The 23489-nt window shown below is 67.2% G+C and carries 28 protein-coding genes and 2 pseudogenes; 19 read left to right on the plus strand and 11 right to left on the minus strand.

What is annotated here, in order from left to right:
* The first annotated feature begins 15 nt into the window (after positions 1–15).
* From VET27_RS03425 to VET27_RS03440, 4 genes are read left to right on the plus strand one after another with little or no spacing between them, the layout of a single operon-like run.
* Positions 16–552: a Na+/H+ antiporter subunit E gene (locus VET27_RS03425; RefSeq protein ID WP_526515230.1), complete on the plus strand. Its 537-nt coding sequence runs from the start codon at positions 16–18 to the stop codon at positions 550–552.
* Positions 549–830, plus strand: coding sequence for a monovalent cation/H+ antiporter complex subunit F (locus VET27_RS03430; protein WP_526515157.1), 282 nt, complete (start codon positions 549–551; stop codon positions 828–830). Before VET27_RS03425 ends, VET27_RS03430 begins: the two co-directional genes overlap by 4 nt.
* Complete coding sequence (mnhG, locus tag VET27_RS03435) at positions 827–1171, plus strand: monovalent cation/H(+) antiporter subunit G (protein WP_526515159.1); 345 nt, start codon at positions 827–829, stop codon at positions 1169–1171. The genes VET27_RS03430 and mnhG overlap by 4 nt, the downstream gene beginning before the upstream one ends.
* 53 nt (positions 1172–1224) lie before the next feature.
* On the plus strand, positions 1225–1569 hold the full coding sequence (locus VET27_RS03440; protein ID WP_526515161.1) for a hypothetical protein: 345 nt from the start codon (positions 1225–1227) through the stop codon (positions 1567–1569).
* A gap of 3 nt (positions 1570–1572) precedes the next feature.
* Here the strand turns inward: VET27_RS03440 and VET27_RS03445 are convergent, their stop codons facing one another.
* From VET27_RS03445 to napA, 5 genes are read right to left on the minus strand one after another with little or no spacing between them, the layout of a single operon-like run.
* Complete coding sequence (locus VET27_RS03445) at positions 1573–2220, minus strand: LON peptidase substrate-binding domain-containing protein (RefSeq protein WP_526515163.1); 648 nt, start codon at positions 2218–2220, stop codon at positions 1573–1575.
* Positions 2221–2232: 12 nt separating this feature from the next.
* Positions 2233–3351 (minus strand): glutamate--cysteine ligase, encoded by a 1119-nt coding sequence (locus VET27_RS03450; protein WP_526515232.1) that lies wholly within the window; start codon positions 3349–3351, stop codon positions 2233–2235.
* 13 nt (positions 3352–3364) lie between these two features.
* Positions 3365–4075, minus strand: coding sequence for a superoxide dismutase[Cu-Zn] (gene sodC / locus VET27_RS03455; protein ID WP_526515165.1), 711 nt, complete (start codon positions 4073–4075; stop codon positions 3365–3367).
* Positions 4076–4085: 10 nt separating this feature from the next.
* Positions 4086–4547: a LytR C-terminal domain-containing protein gene (locus VET27_RS03460; protein ID WP_526515167.1), complete on the minus strand. Its 462-nt coding sequence runs from the start codon at positions 4545–4547 to the stop codon at positions 4086–4088.
* 40 nt (positions 4548–4587) lie between these two features.
* Positions 4588–4896 carry a nucleoid-associated protein NapA gene (gene napA / locus VET27_RS03465; RefSeq protein ID WP_293240964.1) on the minus strand — a complete coding sequence of 103 codons (309 nt, stop codon included), beginning with the start codon at positions 4894–4896 and terminating at the stop codon, positions 4588–4590.
* 123 nt (positions 4897–5019) lie between these two features.
* Here napA and VET27_RS03470 point away from each other — a divergent pair, with 123 nt between their 5' ends.
* The 3 genes from VET27_RS03470 to VET27_RS03480 are packed head-to-tail and all read left to right on the plus strand — an operon-like array spanning position 5020 to position 7343.
* Positions 5020–5613 carry a peptide deformylase gene (locus VET27_RS03470; protein ID WP_526515169.1) on the plus strand — a complete coding sequence of 198 codons (594 nt, stop codon included), beginning with the start codon at positions 5020–5022 and terminating at the stop codon, positions 5611–5613.
* Between the two features lie 37 nt (positions 5614–5650).
* Positions 5651–6538 (plus strand): N-acetylglutamate synthase, CG3035 family, encoded by an 888-nt coding sequence (locus VET27_RS03475; protein WP_526515171.1) that lies wholly within the window; start codon positions 5651–5653, stop codon positions 6536–6538.
* Positions 6539–6542: 4 nt separating this feature from the next.
* Positions 6543–7343 (plus strand): exodeoxyribonuclease III, encoded by an 801-nt coding sequence (locus VET27_RS03480; protein WP_526515173.1) that lies wholly within the window; start codon positions 6543–6545, stop codon positions 7341–7343.
* On the opposite strand, the gene VET27_RS03485 is transcribed toward VET27_RS03480, so the two are convergent.
* Positions 7340–7978: a methyltransferase domain-containing protein gene (locus VET27_RS03485; protein ID WP_526515175.1), complete on the minus strand. Its 639-nt coding sequence runs from the start codon at positions 7976–7978 to the stop codon at positions 7340–7342. The genes VET27_RS03480 and VET27_RS03485 overlap by 4 nt on opposite strands.
* 31 nt (positions 7979–8009) lie before the next feature.
* Complete coding sequence (locus VET27_RS03490) at positions 8010–9779, minus strand: MFS transporter (RefSeq protein WP_526515177.1); 1770 nt, start codon at positions 9777–9779, stop codon at positions 8010–8012.
* Positions 9780–10017: 238 nt separating this feature from the next.
* On the opposite strand from VET27_RS03490, the gene thiD reads away from it, so the two are divergent.
* The 7 genes from thiD to VET27_RS03525 all read left to right on the plus strand — a co-directional run bounded on the left by thiD (position 10018) and on the right by VET27_RS03525 (position 16122).
* A complete protein-coding gene (thiD, locus tag VET27_RS03495) occupies positions 10018–10863 on the plus strand; it encodes a bifunctional hydroxymethylpyrimidine kinase/phosphomethylpyrimidine kinase (protein WP_526515179.1) in 846 nt (281 codons plus the stop codon).
* Positions 10853–11470, plus strand: coding sequence for an alpha/beta hydrolase family protein (locus VET27_RS03500; RefSeq protein ID WP_526515181.1), 618 nt, complete (start codon positions 10853–10855; stop codon positions 11468–11470). Before thiD ends, VET27_RS03500 begins: the two co-directional genes overlap by 11 nt.
* Before the next feature lie 18 nt (positions 11471–11488).
* On the plus strand, positions 11489–12103 hold the full coding sequence (locus VET27_RS03505; RefSeq protein WP_526515183.1) for a septum formation family protein: 615 nt from the start codon (positions 11489–11491) through the stop codon (positions 12101–12103).
* Between the two features lie 29 nt (positions 12104–12132).
* Positions 12133–13620 (plus strand): flavin-containing monooxygenase, encoded by a 1488-nt coding sequence (locus tag VET27_RS03510; RefSeq protein ID WP_526515185.1) that lies wholly within the window; start codon positions 12133–12135, stop codon positions 13618–13620.
* Between the two features lie 17 nt (positions 13621–13637).
* A complete protein-coding gene (locus VET27_RS03515) occupies positions 13638–13907 on the plus strand; it encodes a DoxX-related protein (RefSeq protein ID WP_526515188.1) in 270 nt (89 codons plus the stop codon).
* Between the two features lie 142 nt (positions 13908–14049).
* Positions 14050–14886 carry a polysaccharide deacetylase family protein gene (locus VET27_RS03520; RefSeq protein WP_526515234.1) on the plus strand — a complete coding sequence of 279 codons (837 nt, stop codon included), beginning with the start codon at positions 14050–14052 and terminating at the stop codon, positions 14884–14886.
* Between the two features lie 18 nt (positions 14887–14904).
* Complete coding sequence (locus VET27_RS03525; protein ID WP_526515190.1) at positions 14905–16122, plus strand: amino acid permease; 1218 nt, start codon at positions 14905–14907, stop codon at positions 16120–16122.
* Between the two features lie 28 nt (positions 16123–16150).
* Here VET27_RS03525 and VET27_RS03530 read toward each other — a convergent pair whose 3' ends face one another.
* Genes VET27_RS03530 through VET27_RS03540 form a run of 3 tightly spaced genes read right to left on the minus strand, consistent with a single transcriptional unit; the run spans position 16151 to position 17274 of the window.
* The gene (locus VET27_RS03530; RefSeq protein WP_526515192.1) at positions 16151–16426 is read right to left on the minus strand and encodes a response regulator transcription factor; all 276 of its coding nucleotides are present in this window, start codon (positions 16424–16426) and stop codon (positions 16151–16153) included.
* Between the two features lie 9 nt (positions 16427–16435).
* A complete protein-coding gene (locus tag VET27_RS03535) occupies positions 16436–16798 on the minus strand; it encodes a hypothetical protein (RefSeq protein ID WP_526515194.1) in 363 nt (120 codons plus the stop codon).
* Positions 16792–17274, minus strand: a complete 483-nt coding sequence (locus VET27_RS03540) for a hypothetical protein (protein WP_526515196.1) — start codon at positions 17272–17274, stop codon at positions 16792–16794. Before VET27_RS03540 ends, VET27_RS03535 begins: the two co-directional genes overlap by 7 nt.
* A gap of 257 nt (positions 17275–17531) precedes the next feature.
* Between VET27_RS03540 and VET27_RS03545 the strand changes: the two genes are divergently transcribed.
* From VET27_RS03545 to VET27_RS03560, 4 genes and pseudogenes are all read left to right on the plus strand, one after another.
* The gene (locus VET27_RS03545) at positions 17532–18389 is read left to right on the plus strand and encodes an SDR family NAD(P)-dependent oxidoreductase (RefSeq protein ID WP_526515198.1); all 858 of its coding nucleotides are present in this window, start codon (positions 17532–17534) and stop codon (positions 18387–18389) included.
* A gap of 14 nt (positions 18390–18403) precedes the next feature.
* A complete protein-coding gene (locus tag VET27_RS03550; RefSeq protein WP_526515200.1) occupies positions 18404–19324 on the plus strand; it encodes a TIGR03619 family F420-dependent LLM class oxidoreductase in 921 nt (306 codons plus the stop codon).
* 93 nt (positions 19325–19417) lie between these two features.
* Positions 19418–19852: a MarR family winged helix-turn-helix transcriptional regulator gene (locus VET27_RS03555; RefSeq protein ID WP_526515202.1), complete on the plus strand. Its 435-nt coding sequence runs from the start codon at positions 19418–19420 to the stop codon at positions 19850–19852.
* Positions 19853–19871: 19 nt separating this feature from the next.
* A pseudogene (locus VET27_RS03560) lies at positions 19872–20784 on the plus strand (LLM class F420-dependent oxidoreductase).
* Here the strand turns inward: VET27_RS03560 and VET27_RS03565 are convergent.
* Positions 20723–22132 carry an HNH endonuclease signature motif containing protein gene (locus tag VET27_RS03565; protein ID WP_526515204.1) on the minus strand — a complete coding sequence of 470 codons (1410 nt, stop codon included), beginning with the start codon at positions 22130–22132 and terminating at the stop codon, positions 20723–20725. The pseudogene VET27_RS03560 and the gene VET27_RS03565 sit on opposite strands and share 62 nt — an antisense overlap.
* Before the next feature lie 97 nt (positions 22133–22229).
* On the opposite strand from VET27_RS03565, the pseudogene VET27_RS03570 reads away from it, so the two are divergent.
* Positions 22230–23481, plus strand: a pseudogene (locus tag VET27_RS03570) (uracil-xanthine permease family protein).
* Positions 23482–23489: the final 8 nt, after the last annotated feature.

A 23489-nucleotide genomic window follows, 5' to 3' on the forward strand; every position in this document is an offset into this window, starting at 1 on the left:
GGCGGTGCTCACGCCGTGACGAGAAAACTCCTGTTGCGGGCCTGGGTGCTGTGCGGGCTGATACTCGTGTGGATGCTGTTGTGGGGCAACGTCTCCGCGGCGAACGCGCTCAGCGGCCTGGCCGTCGCACTGGTGATCACCCTGCTGCTGCCGCTGCCGCCGGTCCCGATCGAGGGCAGGCTGCACCCGCTGTCGCTGCTGCGGTTGGTCGTGCTCATCGCCTACTACCTGGTGCTGTCCTCGGCCCAGGTGGCCTGGCTCGCGATCAAGCCCGGGCCGCCACCGCGGTCGGCAGTGCTGAGTGCGCATTTGGCACTGAAGTCCGACCTGGTGCTGGCGCTGACGGTCAACGTCCTCAACCTCATCCCGGGAGGGATCGTGCTCGAGATCGACCAGACCCGCCGCATGATCTACGTGCACGTCATCGACGCCGGCTCCGCCAAGTCGGTACAACGCTTCTACCGCCAGGTCGCCGACCTGCAGCGCCTGATGATCGCGTCGTTCGAGCGGGAGGCCGACTGGCGTCCGTCGGCGGACAGGGAGGCACCATGAATACCGTGTGGACCATCTCGGCGGTGATGCTGACCGCGGCCGCCGGCATCACGATGTTCCGGCTCCTTGCGGGCCCCGGGACACTGGACCGGCTGGTCGCGCTTGACACCTTCGTCGCAGTGACGATGTGCGCCATCGGCACGTGGGCCGCGTTCAGCCTGGACACCACCGTCACCTACAGCCTGACGGCTCTGGCCCTCATCAGCTTCGTGGGCTCCGTCAGCGTGGCGCGCTTCCGCGTCCGGGACACCGACCGCGCCGACAAGGGACCACGATGAGCGCGGGTGGTGTCCTCGACGTACTGGCCGCGGTCCTGGTGCTCAGCGGCTCGGCGCTGGCCTTGACCGCAGCCATCGGCGTGGTGAGGTTCCCCGACACCCTGTCGCGGATGCACGCCGCGTCCAAGCCGCAGGTGCTCGGACTGCTCCTGGTGCTCGCAGGTGCGTCCATCCGGCTCCGCGGACACCCCGACGTCGGAATGTTGATCCTGGCCGGTCTCTTCACCGTCATCACCGCGCCGGTGGTGGCCAACCGGGTCGGCCAACTCGCCTACCGCGAACAGAGTTTCCGCGACGACCTCCTCACCAAGGACGAGATGCCGGGCCGGGGCGAGAACTGAGCGTCGGCGGTTCTTGGGATCGGTAGCCGACGAGCCCTCGTCTAATTGCCGACATGAACAAGTCTCACAACCTCAAACGCCTCATCCTCGGGACGCTGCTGTCGGGCGGTGTCGCTGCCGCCGGTCTCGGGCTGACCGCTGGTACGGCCGAGGCCAGTCCCTACTGGTTCCAGTGGTGCCCTGGCCAGGACCATCCTTCGGGATCGAATGATCGCAACGTCGACTGGGACTGGAACGTCTGCCACAGCTACTACTACCAAAGCGACGGCAACGGCAACCATCCCGCTGACATGATCGACGAAGCCGGGCGGGTCTACTCCGCGGCTCCCGTCGAACGGCCGTCCTACTGCCCGCCGTGGAACGTCATCATCGGCCCATCGGCGTGTGGCGGCCTCTAGCCACTAGTCCGCCGGACCGCCGTCGGCGAGCTGAAACTCGATCATCGCGGCGACGGTCTCGACGGCATCCCGCAACGCGTCCAGCCGCGCCGCCGCTGACGGCGCCTCGAGCACCGAGTACCGGTCGGCCTGCCCCATCGGCACCCGGGACGCCAACGCATACAACCGCTTTCCCGCGTCGTCGCCCGGCTCCGGCTCGCCGAGCAGCTCCTGGCGCGGCGGCAGCGTCGCCTGCCGTGCGGACGCGATGCGCTCGAACAGCTCCATCAACCGGTCCTCGACGACTCCGATGTCGCCGCCGGTCACGGTCGGCCCCGGCTCGTCGGGCCACCGTTCGACGTCGGCCCGCGGGTACGGATCGTCGTCGAGCCACGAGGTCACCCGAATCCGCTCGCGCATCTCACATTCGAGCACGAAGTGGCCGTCGCCAAGGTCCTGGAAGTCGACGATGTGCGCCATCGAGCCCACGTAACAACGTGCGTCGTCGCCACCGACCTCACGACCGGCGGCGATCAACACCACGCCGAACTCCATTGCAGTGTCCAGGCATTCGCGTACCAGCGCGACGTAACGCGGCTCGAAGATGCGCAGCGGCAGGTCCTCACCGGGCAGCCGCACGGACTCCAGTGGGAACATCGGCCTGATCGTCATGTTCAGAACCCCCTACAGCACCAGCTCGGCGATCAACGCATCGACGACGGCCCGCAGATCCCCGTCGTTGACCTCGGCAACCCGCCGCTGCCGCTGATACGACGCACCGGCGCGGTAGATGCCCGGCACCTGCGACAGTTCATCGGCACAACCCAACGACTTCGCGACCGGTTCCAGTCTGTTCAGCAGATCGTCGAGGTCCTCGGTGACCAGCCGCTCATTGCTGTCCGCGTCCAGGATGATCACCGCGTCGAGGCCGTATCGCGCTGCGCGCCACTTGTTCTCCTGCACGTGCCACGGCGGCATCGTCGGCAGGTGCTCGCCGGCGTCGAGTCGACGGTCCAGATCGACGATGAGACAGTGGGTCAGGGCGACCAGCGCACCGAGTTCGGCGATGTTGGAGATACCGTCGAAGACGCGCACCTCGATGGTGCCGAGGTGCGGCGACGGCCTTATGTCCCAACGGATTTCGTTCATGTGATCGATGATGCCGGTCTTCTTCTGATCGTGAACGAACTGCTCGAACTGCGACCACTCCTGGAAGTGGAAGGGTAGGCCGGCGGTCGGCAGCTGTTGGAACATCATCGCGCGGTTGCTGGCGTACCCGGTGTCTCCGCCGTCCCAGTAGGGCGACGACGCCGACAGCGCCAGGAGGTGCGGGTAGTGGTTGAGCAGCGAGGTGATGATCGGCATGACCTTGTGCGCCGAAGACACCCCGACGTGCACGTGGACACCCCAGATCAGCATCTGCCTGCCCCACCACTGGGTGCGCTTGATCAACTCGGCGTAGCGTGGCGCGTCGGTCAACTGCTCGGCCGACCACTTCGCGAACGGATGAGTGCCCGCGCAGAACAGTTCCATCCCGCGGTCGCGCACGATCCGACGCGCAGGCCCTAGGGTGGCACGCAGGTCGTCCATCGCCTCGCCGGAGTTGACGCAGATGCCGGTGACGATTTCGACGGTGTTGCGCAGCAGTTCCTTGTGCACGTGTGGGCTTTCGCCGATTTCGGCGATGACCGCGGCGGCTTCGTTGCTCAGTTCACGGGTCTCGGGGTCGACGAGGGCGAACTCCCACTCGACGCCGATCGTCGGCCGGGGCGATCCGGCGAAGTCGATCCGTTGTGGCCTCAAGCCGACCGTTGCCTCACTCGGGAGAAACGACACCGCACGCCACCCGCTTGCCGGCGTCACCGGTGGCCATCGTCGTCTCGTCGGGGCCGGGCGTGCCGTTCACCTGCTGGTAGCGCTCCGGCGGGATGTTGGCGAAGTTGTCGGCCTTCTCGTGGATGATGATGGCCGTCTTCGTACCTGCCTGCAGGTCAGCCGCGGTGAACGCGTCGGTGGTGGTCACCACCATCGCCGAGCCGTCGCCACGCACCTGCAGCGACGCCAGATCGCCGCTGGCCGGGTGCCCGGAATGGCCGCCAACCTGGAAGTGCCCGCCTGCGGAGTTGAAGTCCGCGGGTGCACCACCGGCCGGTGCGACCGAGTTGGGCTGGCACTTGCCCACCGAGTGGATGTGCAATCCGTGGAAGCCGGGCGTCAGCTGCCCGGAGGCGGTCGTCTTCACGGTGACCGTGGCGAAGTTGCCCGAGAACACGATCTCGGCGGTCGCCACCGACGTGCCGTCGGCCGTCTTCAGATCGGCGCTGAGCGTCTCGCCGGTCGGGGTCGCGGTCCCGGATTCTCCGGCCCCGCCTTCCTGCCCGGCGGCTGACGGCGGCGGCGAACCGGTCCACACCGGAGGGGTGGTGCCGGGTTGCGTGGCGACCGGCTCGTTCGGGGAACACGCGCTCGCGATCGGAACGATGAGTGCCGCAGCGGCGAGGAAGCGAAGCGGGGCAGAGATCGGCATGTCGGAGAGCCTAACCGGTGACGGCCACGATCACGCCGGGCGGCTGCTCTGCGACCGCGGGAGTCCTGGGTTCGACGGGCGCCTGGAGCAGAGCGCCGATCTCGTCGGCTGCCTCCTTCTCACCCGGCGCCTCACCGAAGTAGACGGTCGTCGCGGTGACACCCTCGAGCGTGAGGTTTCCGGTCTCGGTCACGTTCCACTCCGCATCCCGCAGCTGGGTGGCGGTCTGATCGGCGAGGCCGGCGACGTCGGACAGGTTGAAGACGCGCACGTCCGGCCTGGCCGCCGCCGGCTCCGAGGTCTCCGACGTCGGGGCTGCGGTCGTGGTGGCGGTGCTGCTCGACGCGCTGCTGCCCTCGTCGTCACCAGAGCCCATGGCCTGGAAGCCGACCAGCAGAAAGACCACACCCAGGAACAGCAGCACCATGACCATGGCGCGCAGTGGCAACCCGGAGGAGTCTCGTTGATTCATCGCACTCACTGTATCGAGCCGCGGTCCCTCGGCGAAAACCTCAGGTGACGTCGAAGCCGAGGCGGCGTGCCGCTCGCGCCTTCTGGCGGCTGGCCCGGAGCCGGCGCAGACGCTTGACCAGCATCGGATCGGCCGCGAGCGCTTCCGGACGGTCGACCAGTGCGTTGAGCACCTGGTAGTACCGCGTCGCCGACATGGAGAACAGTTCCTTGATCGCGTCTTCCTTGGAACCCGCGTACTTCCACCACTGCCGTTCGAAAGCAAGGATGTCGTGTTCGCGGCGGGTGAGACCGTCGGCGAGAGCCGCGTCGTCCCCGGACTTTTCGGTCCGCGCAATGGCGCCGTCCATTTGCTCTCTGGACCCTTCCCCGCACTCGTGACATTCCGGTGGTGTCGGCCAACATTGAACCACGGCGGACAGAGTTGAGCCGTGAGCCTTGCCCGCGAGTCGGCTGACTTAAGCTTGCCGACCATGGCCGTAGTACCCATCCGCATCGTGGGAGATCCCGTCCTGCACACCGCGACCAGTCCGATACCCGTCGGCGACGACGGTTCCCTGCCCGCAGACCTGGCCGATCTCATCGAGGATCTGTACGAAACGATGGACGCCGCCAACGGTGTCGGGTTGGCCGCCAACCAGATCGGGATATCCAAGCGCGTGTTCGTCTTCGACTGCGCCGACGAGCGTGGCCGCGCCAGCCGTCGGCGCGGAGTGGTCGTCAACCCGGTGCTCGAGACGTCCGAGGTGCCCGAGACGATGCCCGACCCCGACAACGACGACGAGGGTTGCCTGTCGCTCCCCGGGGAATCGTTCCCGACCGGCCGGGCCAGTTGGGCGCGTGTCACGGGGCTGGACGCGGACGGCACGCCCATCACGTTGGAGGGCTCGGGACTGTTTGCTCGCATGCTGCAGCACGAGACCGGCCACCTCGACGGCTTCCTGTACAGCGACAAGTTGATCGGCAGGCACGCCCGCGCGGCTAAGCGCACCGTCAAGTCCAACGGCTGGGGCGTGCCGGGGCTCACCTGGACTCCGGGCGAGGACCCCGACCCGTTCGGGCACTAGCCGGCGGGCAGGAGCGCAGCGACTTGGGAAATCACTAGTGCCGGAGTTGCCGCAGGTCGGGACCAGGGTCAGCCTGCGCTACCGCCTGTCCCCCGGGTCGGTGCCACCGCTGAGCGACGTGGTCGGACATCTGGTCGACGTCGGCCCCACGCTGCGGGTTCGGGACAAGCGCGGCGACGTCGTCACCATCTCCGCGGCCGACGTGGTATCGATCAGACCCCTGTCGGCCATGCCCGTGCGCACCTCCGACATCCGCAACCTGGAACACGCCGCCGCGCTGGGCTGGCCGGGTGTCGAGCAACAGTGGTTCGGCGGCTGGCTGTTGCGATTCGGCCACGGCAGCACGAGGCGGGCGAACTCGGCGGTCCCGCTGCTGCCCACGCCGGGGGCGGACACCGGCGCGATCGCCGACTGGTACGCCGCCCGCGGTGCTCCGCCGCTGCTCGCCCTGCCGGACCGGCTCTTCGGCGTGCCCCCCGGCCAGCCGACCGATGGCGAGAACATCGTCATGGCAAGACGTTTGACGGCCGGAGTCGTCAACGCGCCCGTGAGGTTGGCGCCGCAGCCGGATGACGAGTGGTTGAGCCTGCACCCGCGTGAGGTGCCCGTCAACGTACTGACCGCCGTCGTCGACGGCGAGGTGGTATTCGGGAGCGTCGCAAACGCCGCGGTCGGCCGAGGCGCGGTGACCGTGGCTCCCAACGGGACCCGCTGGGCGGGACTGTCGTCCGTATACGTCGCCGAGGACGCCCGCCGTCGCGGCGTGGCACGCTCGCTGTGCGACGCCCTGCTGGCCTGGGCAAGCGAACGAGGCGCCACCCGCGCCTACGTGCAGGTCCTCGCCGAGAACACCGCCGCGACGCGGTTCTACGAGTCGATGGGATTCAGCGAGCACCACCGCTCGCGCTACGTGTCGCTAGGGTAGCCGCGTGCGACTGGCCACCTGGAACGTCAACTCGATCCGCTCCCGCATCGATCGGGTGACCGACTGGCTGGAACGCGCCGACGTCGACGTGCTGGCGATGCAGGAGACCAAGTGCACCGACGTGCAGTTCCCCACCATGCCGTTCGCGGCGCTCGGCTACGACGTCGCGCACGTCGGGTTCAACCAGTGGAACGGCGTCGCGATCGCCTCCCGGGTCGGCCTTGACGACGTCCAGATGGAATTCGACGGGCAGCCCGCGTGGAACGAGGCGGGGGAAGCCAGGGCGATCGGAGCGACGTGCGGCGGGGTGCGGGTGTGGAGCCTGTACGTGCCCAACGGTCGCACGATCGAGGATCCCCATTACGCCTACAAGCTGGATTGGCTTGCCGCACTGAGGAACACCGCCTCTGACTGGCTGAGCAAGGATCCCACGTCGCCGATCGCGCTCGTCGGGGACTGGAACATCGCCCCCACCGACGAGGACGTCTGGGACGTCGAGGTCTTCCAGGGCAGTACCCACGTCACGGAACCGGAGCGGGCAGCGTTCCACGCGATCGGGGAGGCGGGCTTCGCCGACGTCGTGCGGCCGTTCACACCTGGCCCTGGCGTCTACACCTACTGGGACTACACCCAGCTGAGATTCCCGAAGCGCCAAGGCATGCGCATCGACTTCATCCTCGGTTCACCAGCGCTGGCCTCCCGGGTGACGCACGCCGAGATCGCCCGCGACGAACGCAAGCCCGGCAAGAAGGGCACCCCGGCGCCGAGCGATCACGCACCGGTTCTGGTGGAGCTGAGTGGCTAGGGTTTGACGCCGATCGTGATGAGATCCGAGACGGCCTGGGTCCACACCGGTCTGCGGACGCGGTGCTGATCGCTGACGGCGAAGCCGGCATCTTCGACGAGCGAGCGCATCTCTGCCGGTGACGCATTGTGGGCGGGCGCCCACCCACCCGCCGCGAACAGCTGCACCGGCAGGAGTCGGCGCGGGCTGATCGTCGCGACCGCGACCAGTCCGCCGGGGGCGAGGACGCGGTGGAACTCGCGGAGCGCGGCCGGCTGATCGAAGAAGTGGAAGGCCGCGGTGGTCACTACGGCGTCCAGGAAGCCGTCGGCGAACGGCAGCTGCTCAGCAGGCGCCTTCTTCCAGAACACCGATGACGACCGACGGCGGGCCTGCGCCAGCATGCCGTCCGACATGTCGACGCCGTACACCTCATCGGGGCGCAACTCCTCGGCGATCCGCGACGCGAGTATGCCGGTACCGCAGGCGATGTCGGCGATCCGATTCGACCGGTTGGCGCGCAGCGCGGCGATCACCTCGTCCTGGGCAGGCCGGTAGACGAGTCGTTGCAGGCACCGCTGGTCGTAGGCCGGGGCGGCAAAACTCCAGAATCGCGTGATCGATTCGTTGAGTCGCCTGCGCGGTACCGTCGTCATGGCATCCAGGATAGGGGTGGCCGCGTCGGCCCTAGTTCGCGTTGTCGGCCCCGACCTCGGTGCCGTAACGACCGGGGTTGAACAACGACGCGGCCGCACCGAGCAGCATCATCACCGCGGCGGCGATGAAGACCACGGCCAGCCCGGAATGGAACGGCTCGGTGATCAACTGCGGGAAGAACGTCTTGCCCGTCAGCACGTCGGCGTTGACGCCCGGCTGCGTCAATGCTCCCGACGGCGCAAGCAACTCACCCATCGGGTTGTAACCCAGGAATGCCGCGAACAGGCTGCCGACCGGCGGCAGGTTCGCCACGTCATGGGCGACGGAGGCCGAAACACCCTGAGCCTGAAGGCCGCTGCTGAGCGCCGACGGCAACGTGTTGGCCAGCCCGACGATCATCAGCGAGAAGAAGACGCCGATGGACAGCGACGAGCCCGCGTTGAAGAACGTCGCCCGCACGCCGGATGCCGCCCCGCGCTGGGCGGCGGGCACACTCGACATGATCGACGCGGTGTTGGGTGCGGTGAAGATGCCACCGCCGAGGCCGTTGAGGAACACCAGAACGGCGAACACCCAGTAGTCGAAGTTCACCGGAATCAGCACCAGCGCCACGAAGGTCGCCGCCATCAGCAGCATGCCGCCGACGGTGAACGGGCGCGCCCCGAAGCGGTCGGACAGTGAACCCGCAATGGGTCCGGCCACCAGGAAGCCCACGGTGATCGGCAGCAGATAGATGCCGGCCCACAGTGGCGTGGATTCGAAGCTGTACCCGTGCAACGGAAGCCAGATGCCCTGGAGCCAGATGATGAGCATGAACTGCAGACCGCCGCGGCCCATCGACGACATCAGCCCGGCCAGGTTGCCCATGCCGAACGACGCCGACTTGAACAGCCGCACGTCGACCATGGGCGACTCGACGTACAGTTCGATGAAGCAGAACGCCACCAGGAGCAGCAGGCCGAAGCCGATCGCACCGAGCACCCACGGGCTGGTCCATCCGGTGGTGGAGTCACCGTAGGGCTGAATGCCGTAGGTGATGCCTGCGAGCAACACGGTCAGGCCGAGACCGAACGTGATCGTGCCCGGCCAGTCGAGCCGCCCCGGCGTACGCGCGCCGAGCTCGCGGAGGGACCGGACGCTCCAGATGGTGCCGAGGATGCCGATGGGCACGCCGACCCAGAAGATGGCCTGCCAGTGCCACTCGGACAGGAAGCCGCCGATCAGCAGTCCCAGGAAGGACCCGGCGACGGCGGACACCATGTTGACGCCGAGCGCCATGCCTCGCTGGTTGGCGGGGAACGCATCGGTGAGGATGGCCGACGACGACGCCATCAGCATCGCGCCGCCGACACCCTGGACCACGCGCCAGCCGATGAGCCACAGGGCGCCTCCGCCGAGGTGAAAGGGGTCGAACGACAGCGCGACCGCGGCGACGGTGAAGACGACGAAGCCCCAGTTGTAGATGCGGACCCGGCCGAGCATGTCGCCGAGACGTCCGAAGGGCACCACCAGCACCGCGGTGACCACCAGATAACCCATCAACATCCACAGCAGATAGCTGACGTTCCCCGGCGCCAGCGGGTTCAGCCCGATGCCGCGGAAGATCGCGGGCAACGAGATCAGAACGATCGACGCGTTGATGGTGGCCAGGAGCGTGCCGAGCGTCGTGTTCGACAGAACCACCCACTTGTAGTGGGGATGGTCGTGGTCCATGCTCACACGCCGTTTGGCGGTCTCGGCGAGCGCGGCGTCGGAATCTGCCGCGAGTCCAGGCTTCGTCATCTCAGTCTCAGTCGTCATCAGCTTCGCTTTGCGTATCGACATCAGTTGTCCGCGGGCCACGCTGCCCAAAAAACATATGTTAGCTATACAAAACATCTGGGAGCAATTCCTATTCCCTCGATGCAACCCGCCTGCCCCCTGCGGTACGTTCGGATTCGTCCGCGCGGGAGCGCACGCCACGTGCACTGCGAGGACGGCCAGCGCGCCGTCGACCGTATGAACCTGACCGGGTAGTGCCGGCGTAGGGAGATGTGCCGTGAACTATCTACCGCTCACCCCGCCGGGGCAGACCCCGTTGCGCGTCATGACCATCGCGGGGAGCGACTCCGGCGGTGGCGCGGGCATCCAGGCGGACCTGCGGACGTTCGCCTTGCTCGGCGTGCACGGTTGCGTGTCGGTGGCCGCGGTCACCGTGCAGAACTCGTTGGGCGTCAAGGGGTTTCATGAGATTCCCGTCGACGTCATCACCGGGCAGATCCGGGCCGTCGTCGAGGACATCGGCATCCAGGCCGCCAAGACCGGGATGCTGGCGTCGTCGGCGATCATCGAAGCCGTCTCCGAGACCTGGCGAGGCCTCGACGCGGCAGGACCCGTGGCGCCGCTGGTCGTCGACCCGGTGTGCGCCTCCATGCACGGCGATCCGCTGCTACACCCGTCGGCCTTCAATGCGCTTCGCACCGAACTCTTTCCGCTCGCCACGCTGGTCACTCCGAATCTCGACGAGGTACGGCTCATCACCGGCATCAACGTGGTCGATGCGGCGACCCAACGGGACGCGGCGCGGGCGCTGCACGCACTGGGGCCCCAATGGGCACTGGTCAAGGGTGGGCACCTCCGTTCGTCGTCGCACAGCCCCGACCTGTTGTTCGACGGCTCGGAGTTCCACGAATTCGATGCCGAGCGCGTCGACACCGCCCACGATCACGGCGCGGGCGACACCCTGGCGGCCGCTACGGCGTGCGCGTTGGCACACGGCTATCCGGTGCCCGACGCGGTGTCCTTCGCCAAGCAGTGGGTCACCGAATGCCTGCGCGCCGCATACCCGTTGGGCCACGGCAACGGCCCGGTCTCCGCCCTGTTCAGGCTCGCCCATGAACTTTGACGCGATCGCGGGCGTCGCACACGCACCGGCGGGCGAACCCGCGGGGATCGTCGTGCTGACCCACGGTGCGGGCGGCAGCCGAGAGTCCCCGATGCTAATCAAGCTCTGCGACCAGTGGGCCGGACGCCGCTGGCTGGCGGTTCGCTTCGACCTCCCGTACCGGCGGCGTCGGCCAAAGGGGCCACCGTCGGGATCTGCCACCGCGGACCAGGCCGGCGTCGTCGAGGCCGTCGCACTGGCCCGCTCCCTGACCGACGGACCGGTGCTCGCGGGCGGCCACTCCTACGGCGGCCGGATGACCTCGATGGCCGTCGCCGACGGTCTGATGGTCGACGTGCTCACCCTGTTCTCGTATCCCCTGCATCCACCGGGCAAGCCCGAACGTGCACGCACCGAACACCTGCCGCGCATCACCGTGCCGACCGTCTTCACCCACGGCACGTCCGACCCGTTCGGCACCATCGACGAAGTGCGGTCGGCGGCCGCGCTGATCTCCGCTCCCACCGAGATCGTCGAGGTGACCGGCGCCCGCCACGACCTCGGTTCCAAGACCCTCGACGTCCCCGCCTTGGCGATCGACGCCGCTGTCCGGTCGCTACCGTCCTGATCCTGCTATCTTCCGGGGATGACCTGGCCGTCGGGAGACCCGAATCAGCCGCCCGCATACCAACAGCCTGGCGCGCAGTACCCGCCGCCGCCTCCCCCGTTGCCCTACCAGCAGGGCGCGTACGGGCAGCCGGGGCAGTACGGCCAGCCCCCCGCCGGCTATCCCTACCCGCGGCCGCCGAAGAAGAAGTCGCGCAAGGGCCTGTTCATCGGTCTGGCGGTGCTCGCGGTCGTACTGCTCGGTGGCCTGGCCGCCGCCGTCGCGTTCTTCGTGTTCGCAGCCAAGGACAAGGTCATCGCCACCGACCTGGCCGTCGGCGATTGCCTCACCGACATCCCGGACGGCTCGCTGGTGCAGCTGGTACCGAAGACGGATTGCAGTCAACCGCACGCCGGTGAGGCCTACGCCGTTCTGACCATGCCCGATGGCGACTATCCGGGGCAGGCCACGATCAACGAGTGGCAGAACCAGTGTCCGGCGGAACTGGAGTCGTATTCCGCCGATGCCATGGCGGACGACTCGGTCGGCGTGTTCGTGCTCTATCCGACGGCGGAGACGTGGGCTCAGGGCGACCGGGCGATCGTGTGCATCGCAACGACGGACGACAAGCGGAGCGGATCGCTCAAGGGGTGACGAACCGGACCTGAGGTACCGTCTTGGGAATGACTACGGAGCACTTCGACGCGGTCATCGTGGGTGCCGGGTTCGCGGGGATCGGCGCAGCCATCCAACTCAAGCGGCTGGGCTTCGACGACTTCGTCATCCTCGACCGCGAGGACGACCTCGGCGGCACCTGGTACGTCAACCACTACCCCGGCCTCGCCGTCGACGTGCCGACGACGACGTACTCCTACTTCTTCGAGCCCAACCCGAACTGGTCGCGGCTGTTCACGCCTGGGCCGGAGATCAAGCAGTACGCCGACGACGTCGCCGACAAGTACGACGTTCGCAAGCACATGCGCTTCAACACCAGGGTCGAGGGCGCACGCTGGGACGAGGACGCCAGCGTCTGGCGGGTCGCACTGGCCGGCGGTGACACGCTGACGGCCCGCTACCTCATCACCGCAACGGGCTTTCTGTCGCAGCCGAAGGTGCCAAACATCCCCGGCATCGCCAACTTCGAGGGCAAGGTCATCCACACCACCGAGTGGGAGGACGACTACGACGCCGCCGGCCGTCGCATCGCGGTGATCGGAACCGGCGCCACGGCCGTGCAGCTGATCCCCGAACTCGCCAAGCGGGCCGCCGATGTCACCGTCTACCAGCGCACCGCAATCTGGGTGGTGCCCAAGATCGACCTCAGCTTCGGCGAACGGGCGAAGCGGCTGTTCGCACGAATCCCCTTGACCCAGCGCGTGCTTCGCTGGCTGACGGATTCGATCTACGAGGTGATGGTCTCCGTCGGCGTGAGGCACTACCGGACCTTCCGCGGGCGGTTCAACATCTCGGCGTCCGATCTGTCGAAGCTCCATCGATTCGCGGTGATCCGCGACCCAGAACTGCGTCGCCGCCTGACGCCCGACTACGACTTCGGCTGCAAGCGCCCGACGTTCTCAAACGGGTACTACCGCGCGTTCACCAAACCGCACGTCCACCTGCAGGATGCGGGCATCGATCACATCGAAGCCGACGGCATCGTCGGCACCGACGGCACCAAGAACGTCATCGACACCCTCGTACTGGCCACTGGGTTCGACCTGTGGGAAGCCAACTTCCCCGCCATCGAGGTCATCGGCCGTGACGGCCGAGATCTTGGAAAATGGTGGCGCGACACCAGGTTCCAGGCGTATCAGGGCGTCTCGATGCCGTACTTCCCGAACTACCTGAGCCTGGCGAGTCCGTACGCGTTCCTCGGATTGAACTTCTTCAACACGATGGAGTACCAGATGCGGCTCATGGACCGCCTGTTCTCCGAGGTGAAGCGACGCGGTGCCACGACGTTCGAGGTCACCGAGGAAGCCAATACGGCCTTCCTGGACCGGATGACCGAACTGCTCGGAGACTCGTTGTTCACCAACGGCAACTGCGGCAGCGCGAATTCGTACTACTTCAACCCGGCAGGCGAACCCACGCTGCTACGGCCGTCATCGACGGAAACGGCCATCAAGGAGGCGTCGGAATTCCCGTTGGCCGACTATCAGATTGCGTGATCAGAGAGGATCGGTACGTGCCGCAGGAGAGTAGATCGAAGTTGCCAGCGCTCGTCGGACTGACCTTGGCCGGAACGGGTGTCGCACACTTCGTCCGCCCAGAGCTGTTCGAGGGCATCACCAAGTCCGCCTTCCCGAAGAACACCGCCCGCTACCTCAAGATCAACGGAGGCCTCGAGACGGCGCTGGGGCTCGGAGTGGCCGTGCCCCAGACGCGCAAGCTGGCCCTCGCCGGCCTGCTGGGATACGGCGGCTACCTGGCAGTCAACGTCGCCCGCAACCGGTAACCGTAGGCCGTTGCCAGCCACCTGACGGCAAACCCCAAGCACCGAGTATCCGACAGTCGCCCCAGCTTCCCCGGTTATCAGTTGCTCGGCAGTTACCCTGCTGAGCGTGCCCGATGTGACCAGAGTGACGGATGGGACCATGTTGTCCCGGCGCAACGTGCTCATGGGAGTGGTCGCATCGGCCGCCGGAATCGCCCTCGTCCGCTGTGCTTCAGGTGCGTCGAGCGAGGCCGCGCAGGTCTCCCTTCCGTCGCCGGTCGGACCGCCACCCCCACCCCCATGGCCGGAATTGCTGCCGCCGCCGTCGTCACAGGCGCGGATGCTGCTTCCCGGCGGGGGCGTGCTCAGCGCCTTGCCCGGCCCGGGCGACCTGATGTCGCTCACCCTCGACGACGGGGTCGACAGCGGGGTGGTGCGGGCCTACTGCCAGCTGGCGAAGGACACCGGCATCCGCCTCACGATGTTCGTCACCGGCGTGTACTCGTCGTGGACCGAGAACCGCGAGCTGCTGCTGCCGCTGGTGGAGTCGGGCCAGATCCAGCTGGGCAATCACACCTGGATCCACCCGAACCTGACGAAGCTGACGGGCAGCCGCATCGCTGACGAACTGCGGCACACCGATCGGTTCATCAGGGACACCTTCGGCGTGGACGCCACGCCGTTCTACCGGCCGCCGTACGGCGCCTTCGACGATCTCGTCCAGTCGGTGGCCGCCGATCTCGGCTACACCGAGACCACACTGTGGAACGGCAACCTGGGCGACGACCAGATCCTCGCCCCGAAGGACATCGTCGCCAACGCGGACAAGTACTACGTCCCGCAGTCGGTCGTCATCGCTCACCTCAACCATCCGCCAGTCACGGGCGTCTATCACCAGTTGGTCGACATCATCCACGAACGCAATCTCCGAACGGTCACGCTCAACGACGTCTTCCTGAAGCCGGAGGCGAGCCGCCTGACGTCCGCCTACCCCGAGTAACTCACTACGCTCTACGGCGTGGCTCCGCACGAACCGCCCGCGCTGCGGCGCAGCCTCGGCACGGCGGACGCGGTCACCATCGGACTCGGCTCGATGCTCGGCGCGGGCATCTTCGTCGCCTTGGCCCCGGCGGCAGCGGCTGCCGGATCGGCGCTTCTGGCGGGCCTGGCCGTCGCCGCGGTCGTCGCCTACTGCAATGCGACGTCGTCGGCCCGGCTCGCCGTGCTCTACCCGCACTCCGGCGGGACCTACGTGTACGGGCGTGAGCGACTCGGCCCGTTCTGGGGCTACACGGCCGGGTGGAGTTTCGTCGTCGGCAAGACCGCGTCGTGTGCCGCGATGGCCCTCACAGTCGGCGTCTACGCCTGGCCGGCGTACTCCCACGCGGTCGCCGTCGCCGCGGTGGTCGCACTGACGGCGGTGAACACCGTCGGCGTCCAGAAGTCGGCATGGCTCACGCGGGTCATCGTGGCCGTCGTACTGGCGGTGCTCGCCGCCGTCGTCACCGTGATCGTCGGCTCCGGTGACGCCGACCTCTCGCGCCTGGCGATGCACGACGCGAGTGCCCTGGGCGTGCTTCAGGCGGCCGGGCTGTCGTTCTTCGCGTTCGCCGGTTATGCGCGCATCGCCACGCTGGGCGAGGAGGTGCGCGACCCGGCGACGACGATCCCGCGCGCGATCCGCATCGCCCTGGGCGTCACACTGGTCGTCTACGCAGCGGTGGCGATTGCCGTCCTCGCCGAATTGGGCAGCACGGCAATGGCTTCCGCTACCGCCCCGCTGGCCGACGCGGTGACGGCCGCTGGTCACCCCGGGTTCACGCGCCTCGTTCGGACCGGAGCGACGGTCGCAGCGCTCGGCTCGCTGCTCGCCTTGATCCTCGGGGTGTCGCGCACGGTGCTGGCCATGGCTCGCGACCACCATCTGCCGCCGGTCCTGGCCGCCGTGCACCCGCGGTTCAACACCCCCTACCGCGCGGAGCTCGCCGTCGGCGCGATCGTCGCCGTTCTCGCGGCGGTTCTCGACCTGCGGGGCGCCATCGGCTTCTCGTCGTTCGCGGTGCTGGTGTACTACGCCATCGCCAATGCCTCGGCATTCACGTTGGGCGCGAAGGTCATTCCAATCGCGGGGCTCATCGGCTGCCTCGTCCTGGCGTTCACACTTCCGGTGACGTCGGTGGCGGTCGGCGTCGCGGTCGTGCTGCTCGGTGCCGCCGCCTACGCCGTGCGTCGCTAGGCGACATCCCCATCGTCGGGCGCATAGGTCAACCACCATCGGGACTGCGAATGTGCGCATTGATGGCTAGCAGGAGGCGAACGAGTTCAGCTTGCCGGTGAGCGCCGGTCTTGCGGAACACGTGCTGGAGGTGCGACTTCACGGTGGCAAGTGACAGCGACAATTCGTCGGCGATCGGTGTGAGGCCCTGGCCTCGAGACACGATCAGGGCGACTTCGGCCTCGCTCCTGGTGAGACCGTAGAGGCGACGCAGGAGCGCAGCCGACGGTTCGAGTTCGAGCTCAGTGTCGACGATGACGAGCATCGCCCTGCTCTACGATCCCGGCGAGGCAAAGCTCGTCTCGTCGAGTGGCAGCACATGAATGACGTAAGGCCGCCGACCGCAGGGACGTGTGCAAAGCAATGAGCTGCCGCACCTGTGGCCGTCGCCTGGGGCGAGCGCCCGGTCGATAGCGTGGCGCAGCTGAGCGTCGCCGGGTCGGGTTGCCGCCTCGACGCATCCCTCGCGGGTCCGCAGACCGTCGTCTGAGGCCAGTAACCGGTCGGCGACCGAGTTGCTGAAGACCACCCGGCCTCCCGGCGCCACGATGACGATGCCGTGGGTGACCGCCTCGGACGCGGCGGCCAGATCGTTGCTGTGATGATCAAGGTCTTCAAGTCGGTGCTGCATCAGCAACGCCTGCTGCAGATGGGGGACCAACCGGTGGACGAATGCGACACGTTCTGCGGTGTCGAACGGATCCGACCGCTCCGGCGCTGCGACGACCAGACTCGTGGTGGACGGTGCCCCGGTGAGTCGAACGAACAGTCCGCCCCGAAGCCGTTCGGGCGCGTCCAATCCGCCTCGAACTCGCCATCGCTGTGCGGCCACATCAACTCGGTACCGGTTCGCACAGCGCCGACCGGACCCGTTTCCACCGCGGCTAGAACGTGATCCAGCCTGGAGAAGTGCTCTGCGTAGCTCTTTGCGCTGTCGGCAGGGAGGTCGGCATGCAAGTGCCTCCGCGCGTCCCCGTCGGTGATCACCAACCCGGCACGTGCGCCATTGAAGACGGCGCCGAGATCGGCCAGGGTGACGTCCCAGTTCTCCGGCGTCGTCACGGCCGAGTAGATCTCGGTTACGAGGCGCGAGAAGTCATCGACAGTGGCCATTGCCTTGACCCATCATCCGCACCCACCCCCGATCGATCGGTGAAGGGTACGCCCAATTTCAACCGTTCGGATGAGGCATCACGAGAAGAGACGCGATTTACTATCAGAACGGTCAACATTGTGCTGACCAGGCCGGGCGCCGGGACACCCGACCGCCAGAGGACGGGGGAATGGTGGTGGCGTTCCGGTCTTGCCACCACCATCCCGACGAGAACGGTGTGCGTTGACTGGCCCTTGCTCAAGCACGGGGGTGCTGGATGCGGATCATCGTCACAGGCGGAAACAGTGGCGTCGGTCGAGCGACGGCGGCCGCGTTGGCCGAAGCCGGTCATAGCGTCGTGATCGCCTGCCGGACCATCCCGAAGGGCGAGCAGGCCGCCGCCGAAATGGCAGGCGAGGTAAAGGTTCGCCACCTCGATCTCGCCGACCTGGCCAGTGTGCGCACGTTCGCCGATTCGGTGGATTCCGTTGACGTGCTCGTGAACAACGCCGGTGTCCTCTGTCTGCCCATGACCCGTACCGCCGACGGCTTCGAGGCGCAAATGGGCACCAATCACTTGGGTCATTTCGCTCTGACGTGCCTGCTCGGGGACAAGATCAAGGACCGAGTGATCTCCGTCGGCAGCGCGATGTACGTCTTCGGCCGCATCCACCTAGACGATGTGAACTGGCACACCCGCAAGTACTCGCGGTGGGCGGCCTACGCGCAATCCAAGCTGGCGAACATGCTCTTCATCGACGAGTTGGCCAGGCGGGGTGTCCGGGCGTACGCGTCCGACCCCGGGTCGGCGGACACCGACATCACCAGGGACAGCATCGGTTTGCTGCATTGGCTCGGTGATCACAAGGTCGTGACGTTCCACCTACAGTCCCCGCGCAACGCCGCGCGCGCCAGTATCGAGGCGGTCACCACACAGCTTCCTAGCGGAAGCTACCTCGCACCACGCTTCAACCAGTGGGGCAAACCCGAGGTGACCAAAGTCCGCAGGAAGGGCCGCGAGGCGGTGATGGCTCGCCGACTTTGGGAACTGTCCGCGGAACTGACCGGCTGCGACTGGGCGGGATCACCGGTTCGCGCCGACACCCGGCCGGCGCAACCGTTCGATGAGGATTGAGGGCAGATGTTTCGATGAAACTGATGTTTCTGTTGCCACACGCAATGGAACTCCAAGCGCTGACGCAGCCTTGGGAACTGAGCGTTAGTGGGGTCGAGCAGACCGTCATGGCGATACGCGCCGAGGAACTCGGCTACGACATGATCGCCGTCCCCGAACACTTCGTCGTGCCGCATACGCATGTCGAACTATCGGGTCCGCATTACTTCCATTCGACCGTCGCCCAAGCCCACATCGCCGGGGCCACGCAACGCATTCGAGTGAACTCTTGCGTAACCCTGCTGCCGCTTCAGCATCCGATCATCACGGCCAAGGCGTTGTCGACGGCTGACTGGCTAAGCGGCGGTCGCATCAGCGTCACGTTCGGGGTCGGTTGGGACGCCGAAGAGTTCAAGGCCCTCGGCGTGCCCTTCCACGAGCGCGGACGCATGGCCGACGAATACCTCGCGGCCATCATCGAACTGTGGACGAGCGAGTCGCCCCGCTATGACGGCAAGTACGTGGCCTTCGATGGCGTGGCGTTCGAGCCAAAGCCGTTGCAGAAGCCGCATTTACCGATCTGGATCGGTGGCGATGCCGACCCGGCACTCAAGCGCGCGGCGCGATTCGCCTCCGGCTGGATGCCGTTTCTCACCCAACCTGCGGACATTCCCGCCAAGCTGGACTTCATCAAGTCTCAGCCGACCTTCGGCGGCGGGCCGTTCGAGGTGGCGTACGGCCTCGGCACGTCGCTCATCGGGGAGGGACACGTCGTCGTGGACGATCCGATGCAACGGCCAGGCATGGGTGCCCAGGAGATCATCGATCGGCTCGGCTGGTTCAAGGAGTTGGGCGTCACGTTGAGCAGTGTGCCGATCCCACCAGTGCGAGACGTCGATGCATACCTCGACTACGCACAGTGGGTCATCGAAGACATCCAACCGGAGTTGGCGTAAGCCCGAGCCGGTCCGCTACCGGCTCGGATGCACCTTTCGATCCCACGGGCCGGTTCAAACTAGACAGTTTGGACTGTTCAGTTCACCTGCCATATGGGACGGGTCAGTGAGTCGGCGGTAGCGGCGGCGCGCGATCTGCGCGTGATGTTCAGCAGGCTGCGCAGGCGACTGCTCGAGGTCGCGACCGCCGACGATCTGACGCCGTCCCATACCGCGGTCCTCATCCGCCTCATCAAGGATGGCCCCGCATCGACCAGCCAACTGGCCGGTGCGGAACGCATGCGCTCGCAGTCCATGGCGACCACCCTCACCGGACTGGACCGGCACGGGCTGATCGTCCGCACGCCCGATCCCAACGACGGCCGTCGCCAACTCATCGCGCTGACCGCCCTCGGACGCACGCACGCCGAGAACGACCGCAAGGTGCGCGAGGAGTGGCTGGTGCGCGCCATGCAGGACCGCTACGCCGAACCGGAGCGCCGCGTCATCAGCGAGGCGTTGACGCTTCTGGAACGACTCAACGACTAGCGAAAGACCATTTGAGACAATGGAATTGGGCGTTCATAACATCGACTTCCCGCCCGGAGCACCGGAGGCCCTCGGCCCCGCGCTGGCCGCGACCGCCAAGGCCGCCAAGGCGGAGCCACCATGTTCACACTCGCCGACCACCTCTTCCAGATGGAGGGCATGGGTCGTGCCGAGGATCCGTTCCTCGGGCTACACCTCGATGGGCTTCCTGGCCGGTCAGACGCAACGCATCACGCTGACGATGCTCGTCACCGGCGTTACCTACCGCTACCCGGGTGTGCTGGCCAAGCCCATGACCACGCTGCACGTGCTGGCCCAGGGCCGGACGAACTTCGGCATCGGCGCCGCCTGGTGCGAGCGCGAGCATCTCGCCCTCGGCGTCCCGTATCCGTCCGTCAAGGACCGGTTCAAGATGCTGGAGGAGACGCTGCAGATCTCCCAGCAGATGTGGAGCGACGACGACGGCCCGTACGAGGGCAAGCACCACCAGCTGGCCGAGACCATCTGTCAGCCAAAGCCCTTGCGGCGACCGCCGATCCTCATCGGCGGCGACGGCGAGAAGAAGACGCTGCGGATGGTCGCGCAGTACGCCGACGTGTGGAACAGCACCTCGTCGGTCGACGAACTGCCTCACAAGCTCGACGTATTGCGCAGACACTGCGACGCCGTGGGCCGCAACTTCTCCGACATCCGACTGACCGCAGGGTTCTTCACCGACCCCTTCGCCGATCTCGATGCATACCTGCGACGTGTCGACCAGTTCGCCGCGCTCGGCTTCGACCTGCTGAACTCCGGCCCGCTTCCCGGTAACCCCGATCCGGTCGGGGTGGGTCAAACGCCCTGGCGACGAGGTCATTCCGCGACTCCCCGCTAGCCATCGTCCACGGGGTCATCGTCGGCGAGCAACTCCTCCGGGTGATGAAGCCGGTTGATCTCGGGTGGTCCGGTTCCGGCGGACCAGGCGAGCCGACCGTCCTCGGTCACTGTCGTCGATACGTCGACCTGCTCGGCCACGGCGTTGTGTGCACCGCACGCGAAGAACAGCTTGTCGGCGTCGGACCGGCCGTCGGGATACCACCCCGGCGCATGATGCACCTCGCTGTGGTAACCCGGCACCGTGCAGTTGGGATACGTGCAGCCTCGGTCGCGCGCGTAACAGATGATCCGCTGGTCCGCGGTCGCGATGCGCTTGCTTCGGCCGAGGTACAGCGGCCGTCGCGAATGCCCGTCGAACACGGCGAGGTAGTGAATCGCATTGCCTGCCATCGCGATCAGGTCACGCATCGGCAGCGACGAGCCGCCACCCGTCCGGGCCGGCCGCGGCATCGGGACGCTGGGGTCGGCGACGGCGCGCGCGGCCTGTTCGAGGTCGGCGACCGTCGTGGTCGCGATGACCGTGACCGGTAGGCCGCGATGCGCACCGAGCTCGCCCGAGCCGATCCCCGCCTTGAGCGCCAGCATCAATGCGTCGTGTAGCCGTTGCGACGGCGTGCGCCCGTCGGTCTCCCCGCTCACTACCGGCTTGTCCGAGTCGGGGTGGTGTCGCCCCGGCCGCACTGCGGCACCGGCCGCCTCCAGATACGAACGGGCCTCGGGCGTCAACCATCCGGACAGCCGACTCATCCCGTCGGGCCCCTTAGGGCCGAGCGCCAGGCCCCTGCGGTTGGCGCGGTCGCGTTCGTCGAACACCCCGTCGGGATTCAGGACGTCGGCGATGCGCCGCCCCAGTGCGGCGACGAAGGCCGCGTCCTGCTTGACCGCATGCTCGACGAGCACCCTCTCGGCGTTCTCCTTGTCCTGCGCCGATACGCGATTGGGTAGCAGGTCGAGCGCCTTGCAGACCTCGCGAACGTGGTCCTCGCCGACGTCGCCTGCTTCGACGGCGTCCGCCAGGGCGGGCAGCTCCGGCGGCAGCGGCGGCCCGGTCAGCGACCGTCGCGGGCGAATGCGGGCCGCCAGCTTCACGCGGCGGCGGACCTCGGCCGGAATGATCCGCAGCTTCTTCCACAGAAGCTCGCGCACCCGCACGCCGGAGGGCAACGCGGGACCCTCGACCTCGTCGGGCGGATCGACGATCTCACCGAGCATCCGATAGGACAGCCCACGGTTGGTCCGGTCCTGGTTCTCCAGCCGCTCGGCGACGGTGATCCGAAAGGCATTGCCCACGAGATCCGTCGAGGTCTCGCGGATGCGCGCCAACGCCGCGTCGATCGCATCGAGATCAGCACTCAGCTGCTCACGCGCCGCGTCGGCGGTCAGGAAGGGTCGGTCGGCATTCACGTCATCGACACTATTCGAACATGTGTTCGATAACACCAGGTGGAGGGCAATCTGTGGATGAATCGCGGACTGTGGATAACTCGCGAGATGACCTGCGATGGTGTATTCGAGAACCGTGATTCCACTGACCTGGAAACCCGTCCCGTCCGACGCGGACGTCGTGGCGCGCCCGATGAACGACTGAGCTGGCCGCGCACCATCGGCATCGGCGCCCAGCACGTGGTGGCGATGTTCGGCGCCACCTTCCTGGTGCCGGTGCTGACGGGTTTCCCACCCGCAACCACGCTGTTGCTATCGGGCGTCGGCACGGTGCTCTTCCTGATCATCACCGGCAACCGGCTGCCCAGCTACCTCGGCTCGAGCTTCTCCGTCATCGCCCCGGTCACGTCGTCGGCACCGGGTGGCTCGACGCGACGCTGCCACCGGTCGTCACGGGTGCCATCGTCGCGCTGATCGGCTTCAACCTGGCACCTGCCGCCAAGTCGAACTTCGAGAAGGGTCCGGTCGTCGGGCTCGTCACCCTGGTCCTGCTCGTCGCGATCCTGGCGTTCTTCCGTGGCATCATCGGCCGGCTCGCGATCTTCCTGGCCGTCGTGATCGGGTACCTGCTGGCGCTCGCCCTCGGCGACGTCGACACCTCCGCGATCGCAGCGGCACCGTGGATCGGCCTCCCCGAGTTCCAGGCGCCGTCGTTCAGCTTGTCGGTGCTGCCGCTGTTCCTTCCCGCGGTCATCGCGCTGGTGGCCGAGAACATCGGGCACGTGAAGTCGGTCGGCCAGATGACGGACACCGACACCGACCCGGTGATGGGCCGCGCCATCGCGGCGGACGGCGTCGCGACGACGCTCGCGGGTTTCGGCGGCGGGTCGGCCACCACGACGTACGCCGAGAACATCGGCGTGATGGCGGCGACCCGCGTGTATTCGACGGCGGCGTACTGGATCGCCGCCGCCGTGGCCATCGTCCTGGCCATGTGCCCCAAGGTCGGTGCGGCCATCTCCGCCATCCCGCCCGGTGTGCTCGGCGGCGCGACCATCGTCCTGTACGGGCTCGTCGGCATTCTCGGCGTCCGCATCTGGCTGACCAACCACGTCGACTTCAGCCTGCCCGTCAACCAGATGACGGCCGCCATCCCCCTGATCATCGGGATCGCCGACTTCACCTCACAGGCAGGCTCTTTGATCTTCACGGGCATCGCGCTGGGGTCGATCGCCGCCCTAGTGATCTACCACGGCATGCGGCTGCTCGGCTTGCGGACGGCCAGGGCCGACGGCGATCGGACCGAGAGAGTTGGCGAATCCCCGATCACCGACGGTAACGCGCGCGATAATGACGCCGGGTCGGGCTAGCAAAGGAT

Origin of the sequence: Mycobacterium sp. (assembly GCF_035633495.1) — a bacterium.
In the GTDB taxonomy this organism is placed as follows: Bacteria; Actinomycetota; Actinomycetes; order Mycobacteriales; family Mycobacteriaceae; genus Mycobacterium.